A 14,743-nucleotide genomic window follows, 5' to 3' on the forward strand; every position below is an offset into this window, starting at 1 on the left:
AATCGCCAGGTTTACGACCCCAGCAGGAGCACACAGATGCCCGCCTTTAACAAAATCCTGATCGCCAACCGCGGGGAAATCGCCTGCCGGGTGATGCGTACCGCCCAAGACCTCGGTTACCGCACCGTGGCCGTCTACTCGGAAGCCGACGCCGGCGCACGCCATGTGCAGCAAGCCGATGAAGCTGTGTGCATCGGCCCGGCCCAGGTCAACCAGTCCTATCTGCTGATCGCCAATATCATCGACGCGGCGCAGAAAACCGGGGCCGACGCGATCCACCCTGGCTACGGCTTTCTCTCGGAGAACGCCGACTTCGCCCGCGCCTGTGAGGCCGCTGGCATCGTATTTATCGGCCCGACCGTGGAAGCGATTCACCTGATGGGCAGCAAGCGTCTGTCGAAAATTGCCATGCTCGAAGCCGGCGTGCCGTGCATTCCCGGCTATGAAGGCGCCTCCCAGGACGACGACACCCTGAGCCGCGAGGCGGCGCGTATTGGCTACCCGCTGATGATCAAGGCCAGTGCCGGCGGCGGTGGCCGTGGCATGCGTCTGGTACACGAATCCAGCGAGCTGCTGGCGCAGATCCGCACCGCCCGCTCGGAGGCGCAGAATGCCTTCGGCTCCGGCGAGCTGATTCTCGAACGTGCGGTGATCCAGCCACGCCATGTGGAAATCCAGGTGTTTGGCGATCAGCACGGCAATATCGTGTATCTCGGCGAACGCGACTGCTCGGTGCAGCGTCGCCACCAGAAGGTGGTCGAGGAAGCGCCCTGCCCGGTGATGACACCCGAGCTGCGCCAGGCCATGGGCGAAGCGGCTGTCAAGGCCGCTGCCTCGGTCAACTATGTCGGCGCCGGCACAGTGGAGTTCCTGCTCGATCAAAGCGGCGAATTCTTCTTTCTGGAAATGAACACCCGTCTACAGGTGGAGCATCCGGTCACCGAACTGATCACCGGCCAGGACCTGGTCGCCTGGCAGATTCGCGTCGCCGAAGGCCAGCCGCTACCGCTTAAGCAAGACGATATTCGCCTTACCGGCCACGCCATGGAAGTGCGCCTGTACGCCGAAGACGCCACGCAGAATTTCCTGCCGCAAACCGGCACCGCCCTGCGCTGGGAGCCGGCGCTGCGCGAGGGCATTCGCATCGACCACGGCCTGGTCGAAGGCCAAGCGATCACGCCGTTCTACGACCCGATGCTGGCCAAGGTCATCGCCTACGGCGCCACCCGCGAAGAAGCGCGGCGCAAGCTGGTGCGTGCGGTTGAGGATTGCGTGCTGCTCGGCGTCAACGGCAACCAGCGCTTTCTCGCCAACCTGCTCAGCCACCCTGAGTTTGCCGCCGGCAATGCCACCACCGCGTTTATCGCCGAGCATTTCGCCAGCGACCCAAGCCTAAGCCCGCAGCCGCCAAAAGCCAGCGAACTGGCCGCCGCCGCTGCCTTGCTGTTCCAGCAATCGGCCAATGCCCGTGCGCACCAACCAGGCCTCTCCGGCTGGCGCAATGCTGGCAGCGCGCCCTGGCGCTTTCTGCTCAAGCTGGGCGAACAGCCATTTGCCGTGGAGCTGCAAGTGCTGGGCGACGGCCCACAGCCCAGCCTGCTGGCCACGATTGGCGAACAGCAGGTCAGCCTCACACTGCTGGCCAGCGACGGCCGCTGGGCCACCCTGGAGCTGGATGGCATTCGTCAGCGCCTGGCCTATCACCTGGCCGGCGAACACCTCTGGCTGTACGGCCATAACGGCAATCTGCAGCTAACTGATATCACCCATTTGCCAGTCAGCAGCGCTGCCGGCGCCGGTTCGGGCAGCGTCAAGGCGCCGATGGACGGTGCGATTGTCGAGGTGCTGGTGGAAGAAGGCGCCAGCGTCAGCAAAGGCCAACTGCTGGTGGTGCTGGAAGCGATGAAGATGGAACACCCGCTCAAAGCCAGCATCGACGGTGTGGTACGGCGGATTGGCGTCAGCCGTGGCGATCAGGTGAAGAACCGCCAATTGCTGGTAGAAATCGAAGCCGCAGAGGCCTGATCCACCCTACATAAAAATAAAATTGGAGACGCCATATGTCACTGCAAGGCAAAACCCTGTTTATCACCGGCGCCAGCCGCGGCATCGGCCGTGAAATCGCGCTGCGCGCTGCGCGCGTGGGCGCCAATATCGTGATTGCGGCGAAAAGCGCCGAGCCTCACGCCAAGCTGCCCGGCACCATCCACTCGGTGGCCGCCGAGGTCGAGGAAGTCGGCGGCAAGGCCCTAGCCCTGCAAGTCGATGTACGTGACGAAAACGCGGTAAAAGCCGCCATGGCCCAGGCAGCCGAAAACTTTGGCGGCATCGACGCGCTTATCAACAACGCCGGCGCGATCAAGCTGGTCGGTGTGGAGAAACTCGAACCCAAGCGCTTCGACCTGATGTTCCAGATCAACACCCGCGCAGTGATGGTCTGCAGCCAGGCGGCCCTGCCGTACTTGAAGCTGAGCAAGGGTCATATTCTCAGCCTGTCGCCGCCGCTTAACCTCGATCCCAAGTGGTTCGCCAATTACGGCCCTTACACCACCACCAAATACGGCATGAGCATGCTGACTTTAGGCATGCATGAGGAATTCAAAAAGTACGGCATCAGCGTCAACTCGCTGTGGCCAAAGACGGTGATCGCCACCGCCGCCATCGAGTTCGAGGCCGGCGGCCCGGCGGTGATGAAGGCCGCACGCCTGCCGGCGATCATGGCAGATGCCGCCCATGCCATCCTGTCCAGCAGCGAACGCAGCATCAGCGGACGCCTGCTGATCGACGAGGAAATTCTGCGTGAGCAGGGCCAGAGCGACTTCGAGCAGTACCGCTATGACCCCGCCGGCAAACTGATGAACGATCTGTTTGTCGACTAGCCGCCCTAGTGCGCAGTAGGCGGTAATAGGTGTTCAGTAAAAAACGCCGCATACCCCTGCTGCGCAGCCACCTCGGCCTGCGCTCGCTCATAGCGTTGCAGGTAGCGCCCAGCTGCGGCGCGGGAGAATGCCGAATACAACTGCATGTGCTCCCTGGGCAACGGCAGCAAGCGAATGCTGTCTTGCATGCTCAGGTGTTGCACCTGATAGCGCACGGCCAAGTCATCGGGGTAGTAGAACGCTTCCAGGCGCCCGGCCTGGAGCATCTCCAGGCTCTGGTTCAATACGTTGCTGCTGCTCAGGGTTTGCAGTTGCAAGCGTGGGTCACGCAGCATGGGCGAGCGGTAGCCGTCTTGCCAGGCACCTAAGCGCAGGGGCAGCAGTTGTTCGACCGAGTCAACCCGCTGCAGAGGGTGCTCACGGGCCACCAGCAGCAACGGTTGCACCACCACAAAGGGCTGTGCCGGGTAGACCAGCGTCGCTTCACGCTCCGGAGTCTTGGCCAGGATCAGTGCCATATCCAGCTGATCACGCTGCAGCATCTGTAACAGCCGCGACAGTGGATAACGTTGATAACTCACCGCTTTAAGCTGCATACGCTCGGCAATTTTCTCGAAGTAGGCAATCGCCGTCCCTTCAGTATCGGCCTGCCCTGGCAACGGCGTATGCGGCGGCAGGTCGAAGTAGCCAACGCGCAGGCTGTCGGCACTCGCCAACGGGGCCAGCAGGATCAGCGCAAAGAGGATAAACACAGGCGTTGAAGCTGAAACACGGCGAGTTGTTCTCATGCACAAACCTTAGGGTAAAACCTGTTGAACTGAACGCTGTAGAGAGTCTAGCCGTAGGCCAGCTTCAGTGGCTTGCCGGCCTGCAAAAACATCGACCTGGCGTTTCAGCTCAGCCGCCAGGGCGGATTCAGACGATTTTCGCCGGCGTGATAGAGACACAGCGGATTGCCATCTGGGTCCTGCAGGTAGGCCTCGCGCCATAGCCAGGGCTGGTCGGTCGGCAGCATGCTGAACACGATGCCAAGGGTCTGCAGGTGGGCGACAGTCTGATCCAGTGCAGCGCATTCGAAGTAAATCAGCGTCTGGCTGGCCGGCACCTTTTCGACCCGACTCAGGGAAAAGCTGGCCTGGCCATCCGGGCAACAGAACCGCGCATAGTCCGGCAGGCTCTCGACAATCAGCTGCAACCCCAGTTGCTGGTAAAAGCGGATCGCGCGTGGCACATCGGTGACCGTAACAGTGACTTGATTCAGGTTCATCGCCGGCTCCTCAGCATTAAGCATTCCCTGTAATGCCACACCCAGAATGGCTCGGCAACGGCCTGTGTGGTTATTTGCCGAGCTGCCTTGTCCGGCATGCGCCACAGCCATGGCAGCGCTATCGGACGATGGCTAGAGTGGCACTTCGCCCCCGCAGAACAACCATAAGCGCGAGAGCCATGAGCCAGACCGATCTGATTTCCCCGCTGCGTTTCCTAACCCGCCTACCGCAGCACCTAACGCGAGTGCCGCGTATGTTGCGCGGCCTGTATTACGCAGGTATTCGCAACCGCGAGAAGAACCTCTCCCTGGCCTGGGCACTGGAACGGGCAGCGCAGCAATACCCCGAGCGCCCGGCGCTGTTGGATGAGTCGCGCAGCCTCAGTTATGCCCAGTTCAACGCCTGGGCCAATCGCCTGGCCTGGGCATTCAAGGCTGAAGGCGTTCGTCATGGCAGTGTGGTGGCGGTGATGCTGGAAAACCGCCTGGAGCTGCTGGCTACTCTTGCCGCGCTGAGCAAACTCGGCGCGGTGGGCGCGCTGGTCAACACCACCCAGCGCGGCAGGGTGCTGGCGCACAGCCTAAATCTGGTCAAGCCAGGTTTTGTGCTGATCGGCGAAGAACTGCTCGTCGCCTTCAGAGAGGTTGCCGAGCAACTCGACAACCCGCAAACACCGCGTTACTGGGTGGCTGATCGGGACTGCCTACAGGACGCCGGCCAGGCCCCCGACGGCTGGACCAATTTGATGCAGCTGGCGCGCAGCCAGGCCAGCGATAACCTGCCCGACAGCGCCAAGGTGCAGATGAAGGACCCTTGCTTCCTGATTTACACCTCTGGCACCACCGGCCTGCCCAAAGCCTCGATCATGAGCCACGGCAAGTGGATCAAGGCTTACGGCGGCTTCGGCCACTCCGGCCTGACCCTGAACAACCAGGACGTGCTCTACCTGACCCTACCCTGCTACCACAATAACGCCGTGACCGTGTGCTGGAGCGCCGCGCTGGCCGGTGGTGCGGCCATCGCCCTGCGCCGCAGGTTCTCCGCCAGCGCCTTCTGGCCAGATGTGCAGCGCTATCAAGCCACATGCTTCGGCTATATCGGCGAACTGTGTCGCTACCTGCTCAACCAGCCCGAGTGCGCTGCGGAGAAGCACAACAGCCTGCGCTGCATGATCGGCAACGGCCTGCGGCCCTCGATCTGGGCCGAGTTCAAGGCGCGCTTCGGGGTTGAGCAGATCACCGAGTTCTATGCCTCCAGCGAAGGCAATATCGGCTTTACCAACGTATTCAACTTCGACAACACCGTAGGCTTCTCCCCCGCCACCTACGCCATCGTGCGCTACGACCTGGAGAACGATTGCGCCATCCGCAACGCCAAGGGCTTTCTGCAGAAGGCCGACAAGGGCGAGCCGGGTTTGCTGATCAGCGAGATCAGCGCCAAGTGGCCGTTCGACGGCTACACCGACCCGGCCAAGAGCGAAGCGGCGATCCTGCGCAACGTGTTCAAGAAGGGCGATGCCTGGTTTAACACCGGCGACCTGATGCGCGACATCGGCTGCAAGCACGCGCAATTCGTCGACCGCCTCGGCGACACCTTCCGCTGGAAAGGTGAAAACGTCTCGACCACCGAAGTGGAGAACGTACTCGGGGCCTTCCCCGGCGTGGAAGATGCAGTGGTGTATGGCGTGGAAATTCCCGGCACCAACGGCCGCTGTGGCATGGCCGCGCTGCGTCTGAGTGAAGGCCAGCAACTGGATAGCGCCGCCCTTGCCGCGTACCTGGATGCAGAATTACCGGTGTATGCCGCGCCGCTGTTTATCCGCCAGCTGGGCGAGGTGGAAACCACCGGCACCTTCAAATACAAGAAGACCGATCTCAAGCAGGCCGCCTACAACCCCGCAGCCGTACAGGAGCCGCTGTGGGTGCGGCTGCCGGGCGAGCAGCGCTTTACCCCACTGGATCAGACGCTGTTCGCCGACATTGGCGAGCAAGCCTATCGCTTCTGATTGACGGTAGCAGGCGGGCTATCAACGCTGCCTGCTACTGCTTGAACTCGAACTGCAACTGCGCGCCTTCCACCGATTGCCAGTAATCGTCATCGCGCTCGTTAGTGATCAGCTTGCCATTGAGTTGAAAGGGCTCCTCAGTCTTATCCTTGTCGCCAAACATAGGCGGCAATAACGGGATCGACAGGTCGCTGAGCGGTGCAACTGGCTGCAGGGGATCAAACACATCAGTACGCAGTTTCAGATCCAACGGCGCTTTCGCTTCAGCGGGCTCGGGCTTGCTTGCAACCACAGCAGGTTTCGGCTTGGTAGGTGCCGCTGCCGCAGGTTTGGCTTCAACAGCCTTGTGCTGTGCAGGCTTGCTCACAACAGGCGCCGGCTCAGCCTTGTCCGCTTTGCTGGGAACCACGGTTTGCGCGGGTTGCGCCTTGGTGGTTTCAACCTTGGGCTTTGCAGGAGGGTTGGTACTTTGCTCGCAGGCCACCAGTGACAGCATTGTCAGCAGCAGCGCGAGGCTTCGAATAGGCAACATGGGCAGGTACAAAGGCAGTGACACAAGTCGCTATGCTGGCCCCTCCCCCCCACGCTGGCAAGCGCGCAATACGTACGGCAGGTAACAGCGCGCTAAGAGTCAGCCGACGGCCACCGGTGTCGATGGCCGCCAGCGACTGACCTATTCAGCCTTATTCAGCCGATTGCAGTTGCTGCAATTGCGCGTCGATATCCAGCTCAGGGTGCTCACGCATTAGCTGTAACAGCAAGGCATCGGCCTCGTCCGTCCAACCATCACGGCGCAATTTGAGTAAGCGTTGCAACTCGCTGCGCAGTTGCTGTTCGGCCTGACTGCCAGCTGCGTCTGCCGCTTTTTCGGGGGCTGATACAGCAGGCGCACGGGCTGCTTGTGGCAGTTGCTCATGCAACGCATCGGCTGCGGACTCTTCGTGCAACAGCTGATTAGAGGCATCGGCCGAAAGCTTTTTCTCGGCCTGGGCGGCATCAGCACTGTAGCCTTGGATCACCGGAGCAGGCTGCGCCGCACGCGAGCGTTCAGCCTCATCAGCCACCACAGCGGATTCCGCCAGCGGCGCGGGTATCGGCGCAGACTGCGGGGCCATCCTCGCCGCAGCCGGCGCCATCGGCGCGCCGCTGGGCACGGCATCAAAGGCATCCGGAGCCTGCTCGAAGGTGCGCCAGGTCAGGCTCACGCCAATCCCCAGGCAAGCGACTCCAGCTAGTGCCACAGACCAGCGCTGCCGACCACCTGCGCCGAACAGCCAGCTGTGCAGGCGTGCGCTCAGGCCAGGCTTGGCTTCAGCTGTGGCCGCGCTGCGCGCTGCTGCACTGGCGGCCGCGAGAATCTGCGCATCCAGCTGCGCACTGGGCTCGCCGCCGCTGTGCTGGCGGAAATGCTCCAGCATTTGCCGTTCCTGCTCATCGGGTATGTGTTGATCGTGGTTCATACGGGCAACTCCTCGGCGGCCGGGTCAGCCAGCAGCCGACGTAACTTCTGCAGGGCATAGCGCAAACGGCTTTTCACCGTTTCTGTAGGTATCTGGGTCAGCTCGGCAATCTCGGTCAGTTCCAGATCACCGTGGGCGCGCAGCAGAAACACTTCGCGCTGCTCTGCCGGTAAATCCGCCAGCGCGGCCTCTAAACGCTGCTGATCGCGGCTCAGGCTGAGCTGTTGCTCAGGTCCCGGCTGCGGGTCGTGCGGGGCATGCTGCTGTTCATCGTACTCAGCATGCCCCGCCTGGTGACGACCGTGCTTGCGCCAGGTGTCGATCAACCGGTTGCGGCCGATCTGGTACAGCCAGGTCTTGAACAGCACGCTATCGCGCTGTTCGCTCTGGCTGCGGATCAAGCTCATCCAGGTATCCTGAAACACCTCTTCGGCCAGGGCGTGGTCGCCGCACAAGCCCAATAGAAAGCGAAACAGGCCGAGCCGGTGACGCTCATACAACTCGGCAAAAGCCGCCGCATCACCGCGGCGGTAACGCCGCAACAAGGCGGCGTCGTCATCCGTGAGGGGTCGATTCACTGCTGTACTCGTGCGGTCGTGGAAAGATTCGACGCAGTTTGCAGGCTCTGCGCCAGTTCCACCAGTTGTACGAACTCGCCGCGCAGACCGAAGCGGTCATCGCCTTTGGCGTTACGCGCCAGCTCGGCGCTGTCGGCCAGGCTGAAGCGCCCGGTGTAGGTATCGCCCTTGAGCTGCTGAGCAAAGGCGGCCACAGCGGCGGCAAAGCGCAGGTCTTCACTGGCCTGGCTGACGGCACGTACATCAGAGGCCTGAATCGGTTGCTCCAACAGTTTGCTGACGTCCTGCCCTGGCGTCTTGTAGCGAATGCGTAGCCAGGCCAGTTCGCCCGCCGGGCTGTCCGCCTTGGCCGCTTGCTGATAGCGCAGCGGTTCCAGCCAGCCCTTTCCGCCCACCGGCACCACTTCATACAGCGCGGTTACCGTGTGGCCCGCGCCGATTTCACCGGCATCGACTTTGTCGTTACTGAAGTCCTCACGCTTCAGCGCGCGGTTCTCGTAGCCCAGCAGACGGTACTCGCTGACCTCAGCCGGGTTGAACTCGACCTGGATCTTCACATCGCGGGCCACCGTCGCCAGGGTCGAGCTGAGCTGATCAACCAGCACCTTCCGCGCCTCGCGCAGGTTGTCGATATAGGCGTAGTTACCGTCGCCAGCGTCGGCCAGTTGCTCCATCAACTGCTCGTTGTAATTATCGGTACCAAAGCCCAGGGTGGTCAGGGAGACGCCGGTTTTGCGCTTGTCGGCGGCCAGTTGCTTGAGCGTTTCGAAATCGCTGATGCCGACATTGAAGTCGCCATCGGTAGCCAGCAGGATGCGGTTGATGCCGCCGTCGATAAAGCCCTGCTGCGCCTGCTGGTAGGCCAGCTGAATGCCCGACTCGCCCGCCGTTGAACCGCCCGCCGTAAGCTGGTCGATAGCCGCGCGGATCTTGGCTTTATCACTGCCGGATGTTGGCTGCAGCACCACGCTGGATGAGCCGGCGTAAACCACCAGCGACACTTTGTCCTGGGCGCGCAGCTGCTCGACCAGCAGCTTCAAGGTGCTTTGCACCATGGGCAGGCCATCGCGGCGATCCATAGAGCCGGAGACATCCACCAGAAACACCAGATTGGCCGGCGGCAGCTCGTCTACCCGCAGATCCGAAGCCTTGATGGCGATACGCAGCAGGCGGCTCTCCGGGTTCCACGGCGTGGCCGCGAGCTCAGTGTGCACGCCAAACGGTACATCGCCCTTGGGCAGCGGATAGGCATAGGGGAAGTAGTTGACCAGCTCCTCCAGACGCACCGCATCCTGCGGTGGCAATTGCCCGCCATTGAGGAAGCGCCGCACATTGGCATAGCTGCCGGTATCCACATCAATGCTAAAGGTCGACACCGGCGTCTCGGCCACGGCATGCACCGGGTTGTCGGCCAGTTTCTGATACTGCTCGCGGTTCTCATCACGGTAGCCCGGCGGCAAGGCATCGGCCTGCACAGACATCGGCATCGGCGCATAGGCCACACTGGGCATCACCTGGCTTTTGCGTTGCAGTTCAGCGGGTGCCGCGGCCAGCTGTTCATGCAGCTCAGCGCGTTCACGCTTATGGACCTGATCGCTCAGCTTCGGGCTGCCAGCCTCTGCGGCCGGCGCTTCGGGATTGGCGGCGCTGCACGCACCAAGGCTGATCAATACGCCTGCGGCAAAACCGGCAAGCAGAGGACGGGTAAGCAATACGGGGTAAGCAGACATGGGGGCATCTCCTGAGCGATCAAATAAACCATTCGCTCAGGTAGACGCAGCCCTTGGCTAAATCGGGTTAAGCCGCTGTTAAAAACTCGCAGCGCCTTCCTGACACAGCTGCCCGGCCAGCATGCCCAAGGTCATCAGGGCACGCTCGGCTTCGCGGTTCCACGGGATGCCGCAGTTCAGCCGGATGCAGTGGTTGAACTGCTCGGTATTACTGAAGATCAACCCCGGCGCAATGCTGATGCCCTGCTGCAGGGCGCGTACGTGCAGGTCCTTGGTATTGACCCGCGCTGGCAAGCTGACCCACAGAATAAAGCCGCCCTTGGGCCGACTCATCTGTGTGCCTTCGGGGAAGTATTGCTGCACCGCCAGCTGGAAGGCGCTGAGGTTTTTGCGGTATTCCTGACGGATAAATCGAAGGTGACGGTCGTAACCGCCGTTCTCCAGATACGCCGCTACCGCCATCTGCGTCACGCTGCACGCTGAGTGGGTGCTGAAGGTCTGCAGGCGCTGGATTTCATCCTGATACTTGCCGGCGACAATCCAGCCGATGCGTACACCGGGTGAGAGGGTCTTGGAGAAGCTCGAGCAATACACCACCCGCCCTTCGCGATCATGGGATTTGAGCGCCTTGGTCGGGCCCTGCTCGAACATCAGCTCGCCATAGATATCGTCTTCGATGATCTGGATATCGTAATCACCGGCCAGACGCAGCAGCTGGCGCTGACGCTCTTCGGGAATGGTACCGCCCAGCGGATTGCTCAGCCGCGCAGTCAGTACCAGCGCTTTGATCGGCCATTGGTTGGCAGCCAGTTGCAGGGCTTCCAGGCTGATGCCGGTGGTCGGGTCGCTGGGAATCTCGATGACTTTCAGGCCGAGCAGGTCAGCCAGTTGCAGCAGGCCGTAATAAGTCGGCGACTCGGCGGCGATCAGATCACCCGGCTTGGTCAGCACGCGCAGGCTCATCTGCAGGGCATCCACGCAGCCGTGAGTAATCACAACTTCAGTCGGGTCAACCACCACGCCGGCATCGCGCATGCGAATCGCCACCTGGCGCCGCAGCGGCTCAAAACCCGGGCTGAACATATAGCTGAAGGCCCGTGCACTGTGAAAACGGGTGACCTTAGCGAGTTGCTGGTGCAACGCGCGCACCGGCAGGTAATCCACATGCGGCACCGCTGCGCCGAGGGGAAACACACCCTCGCGGCGAGATTCGGTAAGCACCTGGTTGATGATGCTGCTGCGCGTGACCAAGCCAGGCCGCTCTACGCGGGCAATATCGGGAGTGGGCGCGGTCAGGGCTGGGGTCTGGTGGACATAGAAGCCTGACTGCGGGCGGGCGCGAATCAGGCCCTGATCTTCCAGATTGGCGTAAGCCTGCAGAACAGTCGCGTGACTGACGCTGAGCTGCGCACTCATCTTACGCACCGAAGGCACACGCTCACCGGGCTGGTAGACGCCACGGCGGATGTCTTCCGCCAGCTGCTGGGCAATGCGCTGATAAAGCAACAGATTGGTCATGACCGCGTTCCTGCTTGACTGAACCGTAACAGTAAACCGGGCATTTATAATTGCACCGGTACAGCTCACAGAATTGTGGGCGATACAGTGCCAATCTGCCAGGACTGTAACGGTTCAATCATTCATTGTGCGGATTGTGCAACTGCACCTGAAGACACCCCGTAGTCGTTAACTCACCCAAATAGCAGGCAATAAAAAGCCCCGGCTAACCGAGGCTTTTAACGGCAGAAAGCTTAGCGTGACGAGCCTAAGTTACCTTGCTCATCAGAGAACACGATCTCCACCCGGCGGTTCTGCACCCGACCTTTTGCCGAGGCGTTTTCGGTGACCGGGAAGCTCTCGCCATGGCCCTGTACTTCGATACGCTTGGCATCAATGCCCAGATCGACCAACACATCGGCCACGACCTGAGCGCGTGCGCGAGACAGTTCAAGATTTTCCTGAGCATCGCCGCGGCTGTCGGTATAGCCCTCGATGCGCACGACGCGTCGAGGGTTAAGCTGAAGGAACTGCACCAGCTTCAACACGGTGCGATTGGCCGACGCCTTGAGGTCACTGTGGCCAGCATCGAACAGCACATCGCCCAGGGTCATCACCAGGCCACGTTCGCTCTGAATCGTCGCCAGGCTCACCATCTGTTCCTCAAGCCAGTTGCTCTGATCCTGCACGCTGAGCAGCTTGGCTTCACGCAAGGCCAACTGTAGGCGCTGGCGTTCCAGCTCCAATTTGACTGCACGCTCCTGGTTCAGATTAAGCGCGCTCTTCTGCTTGGCAATCGCACTGTACTGCTGACTGAGGTAAGCATAATGGCTGACATCATCGGTACTGCCCCAGTAGCTCGACAGGCGATCGGCTTTGGCCAACGACTCGCCCGCGCGAATCAGGTCCTTGGGTGCGCTGCGCAACACATCGGCATCTTCTTTGACCTGCTGAAAGGCCGTATGCGCGGCCTGCAGAGCCTGATCACTGGAGTTATGCGATGACGCACAGCCTGCCAACAACACGGCCGCGGCAAGTCCTAATAGGCTGAGCAGAATAGGCTTCATTGCAAGCCTCCCAGCTGCTTGCGCAAACGATTGATGGCGTTGCTCAATTCGGCTAATTGCTGCTGACTTTTTCCGGTCAGATGTTCCGCTTCGGCCAGACGTGCGTCCAACTCAGCCTGCTCGGCATGCACCCGCGCTTGCTTGTAATCCTCGTCGGCCATGGCGGTTTGCGCCAACAAAAGCTTTTCCTCGGCCAGGCGTAATGAGGCCGATTGTTCGGCGGCCATACCCAATGCCTTGGCCTGGCTGAGGGCTTGCTCGGTCAAGCGAAGCTGCTCGTTAGGCGCAGGGTCGGATGCACAAGCGCTGAGCATGAGCGGCAGCAAGGCCGCGCAGATACGTCGATAAATCACAGGTATTCCCTACTGTTCAGTGTCAGCACTGGGTGTGAGCTGTTGATCTTTCCAGCGCTGTAGATTGCGCTGCAGCAAATCGTCCGGCAAACCACTGGCAACTGCCTCGTTCATTTTCTTCGCCAGCATGCCGCGCAGCCACGCGTCATTGCAGGCCGAGTTATGCGACAGCGTCAGGTATAAGCCTTCACTGGAGATCGGCGGATCAAGCACCAGCAAATCGTCTTGCATGCCGAGACTATCAGCCAGCGCCTGCCCCGGATAACGCTCATACAGCACGTAGTCGGTGCGCCCCAGCAAAAGCTTCTGGAACGCCTGGGTCAAGCTGGCAACGCCTTCCAACGTCAAGTTGCTCTTGGCGTAGGCATCAAAGGTCTGACCAAAGCTGTTATTGACCAAGGTATCGCCTGTTCGATTGCGCAGGTCATCCCAGCCGGCATAGGGGAACTCAGCACCGCGATGTACCCACACCACGCTGGGGGTGAAATAGAACGCGGGGTGCACATAGTCCATGCTTTCTAGGCGCGGCAGCGTCAGAAATGCACCGGCAATCAGGTCAACACGCCCGGTGCGCACCTCATCCTGAGCCCGCGACCAGGGCCCGGTGTAGATGATATCCACGACCACGCCCAGCTCTTTGGCCAGGTGTTGCAACAGATCGGCATTGGCGCCAATCAGTTGCTGGGGGTTCTGCGGATCACGCCACAGATATGGCGGGTACTCCGGATTACCCGTCGCCACCAGGCGCTCGCACTTGCCTGCGGCCACGGCAAACGCTGGCATCAGCAATAAAGCGAACACTTGAAGAACCGACCTATAAAAACCACGCTCAAGCATTGGCGACTTCTCGACTTAACCTTGGATGGGCGTCTGCGGCCACACATCGGGGGGATTTCTGAATCATGCTAGCTTAATACGCATTCATACAAATTCGCGATAAAGACTAGCCATGAAAAAACTGATCGCCGCATTGATGCTGCTGTTCGCAGGCAGTGCCGCCCAGCTCTACCTGTCGCCTGCCGCCTTGTTAACGACCCTACAACTGGTGGAACGGCAGCGTGCCGGGCTGAGCCTTAAACAAATCAGCGTGGGCGATCTTAACATTCATTACTACGAGGGCGGCCCAAGCAGCGCACAAACCATCCTGATGGTGCATGGCTTTGCTGCCAACAAGGACAACTGGCTGCGCTTCGCCCGCTACCTCAGCCAGGATTACCGCGTTATAGCCCTCGACTTGCCAGGTTTCGGCGCCAGCGATAAACCTGCTGGCAGCTACGACGTAGGCACCCAGACCGAGCGACTGGCCAGCGTGATTGATGCACTGGGAATTGAGCAGCTGCACCTGATCGGCAACTCCATGGGTGGGCATATCAGCGCTCTGTATGCCGCACGCTACCCGCATAGAACTTTATCTCTGGCGTTACTCGACAACGCCGGCATCACATCGCCACACCCCAGCGAACTGATGCAACGGTTACAGCACGGCGAGCCTAATCCTCTGGTGGTGAAACGCCCTGAGGACTTTCAGCGCCTATTGGACTTCATCTTCGTGCAGCCGCCCTACCTGACAGAATCGCTCAAGCGCTATTTCGCCGAGCAGGCCATCGCCAACAGCGCCCACTACGACCAGGTATTTGTCCATTTGATCGAGCGCTATATCCCGCTGGAGCCTGAACTACCGAAGATCCAAGCGCCGACGCTGATCATCTGGGGCGCCGAAGATCGGGCCTTGCACGTCTCCAGCATCGAGGTCATGCAACCGCTGCTGCGCAAACCCAGCGTGACCATCATGGCGGATACGGGCCATGCGCCGATGATCGAACGCCCCCAGGAAACCGCCGAACACTACCGAGCCTTTCTCCAGGCCCAGCAGAACTAACGCGAAAGAGCGGGCATAAAAAAACCC

At 60.9% G+C, this 14,743-nt stretch carries 14 protein-coding genes; 4 read left to right on the top strand and 10 right to left on the bottom strand.

The features are described from left to right. The first annotated feature begins 36 nt into the window (after positions 1–36). Both ALTER154_RS00975 and ALTER154_RS00980 read left to right on the top strand, forming a co-directional pair. Positions 37–2,025 (top strand): acetyl/propionyl/methylcrotonyl-CoA carboxylase subunit alpha, encoded by a 1,989-nt coding sequence (locus ALTER154_RS00975; protein ID WP_160084880.1) that lies wholly within the window; start codon positions 37–39, stop codon positions 2,023–2,025. Positions 2,026–2,060: 35 nt separating this feature from the next. After that, the gene (locus tag ALTER154_RS00980) at positions 2,061–2,879 is read left to right on the top strand and encodes an NAD(P)-dependent oxidoreductase (protein ID WP_160084881.1); all 819 of its coding nucleotides are present in this window, start codon (positions 2,061–2,063) and stop codon (positions 2,877–2,879) included. 5 nt (positions 2,880–2,884) lie between these two features. Here the strand turns inward: ALTER154_RS00980 and ALTER154_RS00985 are convergent, their stop codons facing one another. Beyond that, positions 2,885–3,667 carry an ABC transporter substrate-binding protein gene (locus ALTER154_RS00985; protein ID WP_160084882.1) on the bottom strand — a complete coding sequence of 261 codons (783 nt, stop codon included), beginning with the start codon at positions 3,665–3,667 and terminating at the stop codon, positions 2,885–2,887. A gap of 104 nt (positions 3,668–3,771) precedes the next feature. After that, entirely contained in the window at positions 3,772–4,146 is a 375-nt protein-coding gene (locus ALTER154_RS00990) for a VOC family protein (protein ID WP_160084883.1), read from the bottom strand. A 179-nt stretch (positions 4,147–4,325) separates the two neighbouring features. On the opposite strand from ALTER154_RS00990, the gene ALTER154_RS00995 reads away from it, so the two are divergent. After that, positions 4,326–6,152 (top strand): long-chain-acyl-CoA synthetase, encoded by a 1,827-nt coding sequence (locus ALTER154_RS00995; protein ID WP_160084884.1) that lies wholly within the window; start codon positions 4,326–4,328, stop codon positions 6,150–6,152. Between the two features lie 34 nt (positions 6,153–6,186). Here ALTER154_RS00995 and ALTER154_RS01000 read toward each other — a convergent pair whose 3' ends face one another. From ALTER154_RS01000 to ALTER154_RS01035, 8 genes are all read right to left on the bottom strand, one after another. Then, positions 6,187–6,684: a hypothetical protein gene (locus ALTER154_RS01000; RefSeq protein ID WP_160084885.1), complete on the bottom strand. Its 498-nt coding sequence runs from the start codon at positions 6,682–6,684 to the stop codon at positions 6,187–6,189. A 151-nt stretch (positions 6,685–6,835) separates the two neighbouring features. Then, a complete protein-coding gene (locus ALTER154_RS01005) occupies positions 6,836–7,612 on the bottom strand; it encodes a hypothetical protein (RefSeq protein WP_160084886.1) in 777 nt (258 codons plus the stop codon). Continuing rightward, positions 7,609–8,190: an RNA polymerase sigma factor gene (locus ALTER154_RS01010; RefSeq protein WP_160084887.1), complete on the bottom strand. Its 582-nt coding sequence runs from the start codon at positions 8,188–8,190 to the stop codon at positions 7,609–7,611. Before ALTER154_RS01010 ends, ALTER154_RS01005 begins: the two co-directional genes overlap by 4 nt. After that, positions 8,187–9,920 (bottom strand): VWA domain-containing protein, encoded by a 1,734-nt coding sequence (locus tag ALTER154_RS01015; RefSeq protein WP_160084888.1) that lies wholly within the window; start codon positions 9,918–9,920, stop codon positions 8,187–8,189. The genes ALTER154_RS01010 and ALTER154_RS01015 overlap by 4 nt, the downstream gene beginning before the upstream one ends. A gap of 78 nt (positions 9,921–9,998) precedes the next feature. Next, positions 9,999–11,438 (bottom strand): PLP-dependent aminotransferase family protein, encoded by a 1,440-nt coding sequence (locus ALTER154_RS01020; protein ID WP_160084889.1) that lies wholly within the window; start codon positions 11,436–11,438, stop codon positions 9,999–10,001. A gap of 233 nt (positions 11,439–11,671) precedes the next feature. Then, entirely contained in the window at positions 11,672–12,484 is an 813-nt protein-coding gene (locus tag ALTER154_RS01025) for an OmpA family protein (RefSeq protein ID WP_160084890.1), read from the bottom strand. Beyond that, positions 12,481–12,837: a DUF4398 domain-containing protein gene (locus ALTER154_RS01030; RefSeq protein ID WP_256665362.1), complete on the bottom strand. Its 357-nt coding sequence runs from the start codon at positions 12,835–12,837 to the stop codon at positions 12,481–12,483. The genes ALTER154_RS01025 and ALTER154_RS01030 overlap by 4 nt, the downstream gene beginning before the upstream one ends. 9 nt (positions 12,838–12,846) lie before the next feature. Then, positions 12,847–13,674: an ABC transporter substrate-binding protein gene (locus tag ALTER154_RS01035; protein WP_160084891.1), complete on the bottom strand. Its 828-nt coding sequence runs from the start codon at positions 13,672–13,674 to the stop codon at positions 12,847–12,849. Between the two features lie 112 nt (positions 13,675–13,786). Between ALTER154_RS01035 and ALTER154_RS01040 the strand changes: the two genes are divergently transcribed. Beyond that, positions 13,787–14,716: an alpha/beta fold hydrolase gene (locus ALTER154_RS01040; protein ID WP_160084892.1), complete on the top strand. Its 930-nt coding sequence runs from the start codon at positions 13,787–13,789 to the stop codon at positions 14,714–14,716. Positions 14,717–14,743 lie beyond the last annotated feature (27 nt).

Origin of the sequence: Pseudomonas sp. 9AZ (assembly GCF_902506525.1) — a bacterium.
GTDB lineage: Bacteria > Pseudomonadota > Gammaproteobacteria > Pseudomonadales > Pseudomonadaceae > Aquipseudomonas > Aquipseudomonas peli.

Coding starts and splice junctions, on each gene's coding strand:
- ALTER154_RS00975 (WP_160084880.1), top strand. CDS start 37: ATGCCCGCCTTTAACAAAATCCTGATCGCCAACCGCGGGGAAATCGCC.
- ALTER154_RS00980 (WP_160084881.1), top strand. CDS start 2,061: ATGTCACTGCAAGGCAAAACCCTGTTTATCACCGGCGCCAGCCGCGGC.
- ALTER154_RS00985 (WP_160084882.1), bottom strand. CDS start 3,667: ATGAGAACAACTCGCCGTGTTTCAGCTTCAACGCCTGTGTTTATCCTC.
- ALTER154_RS00990 (WP_160084883.1), bottom strand. CDS start 4,146: ATGAACCTGAATCAAGTCACTGTTACGGTCACCGATGTGCCACGCGCG.
- ALTER154_RS00995 (WP_160084884.1), top strand. CDS start 4,326: ATGAGCCAGACCGATCTGATTTCCCCGCTGCGTTTCCTAACCCGCCTA.
- ALTER154_RS01000 (WP_160084885.1), bottom strand. CDS start 6,684: ATGTTGCCTATTCGAAGCCTCGCGCTGCTGCTGACAATGCTGTCACTG.
- ALTER154_RS01005 (WP_160084886.1), bottom strand. CDS start 7,612: ATGAACCACGATCAACACATACCCGATGAGCAGGAACGGCAAATGCTG.
- ALTER154_RS01015 (WP_160084888.1), bottom strand. CDS start 9,920: ATGTCTGCTTACCCCGTATTGCTTACCCGTCCTCTGCTTGCCGGTTTT.
- ALTER154_RS01020 (WP_160084889.1), bottom strand. CDS start 11,438: ATGACCAATCTGTTGCTTTATCAGCGCATTGCCCAGCAGCTGGCGGAA.
- ALTER154_RS01025 (WP_160084890.1), bottom strand. CDS start 12,484: ATGAAGCCTATTCTGCTCAGCCTATTAGGACTTGCCGCGGCCGTGTTG.
- ALTER154_RS01035 (WP_160084891.1), bottom strand. CDS start 13,674: ATGCTTGAGCGTGGTTTTTATAGGTCGGTTCTTCAAGTGTTCGCTTTA.
- ALTER154_RS01040 (WP_160084892.1), top strand. CDS start 13,787: ATGAAAAAACTGATCGCCGCATTGATGCTGCTGTTCGCAGGCAGTGCC.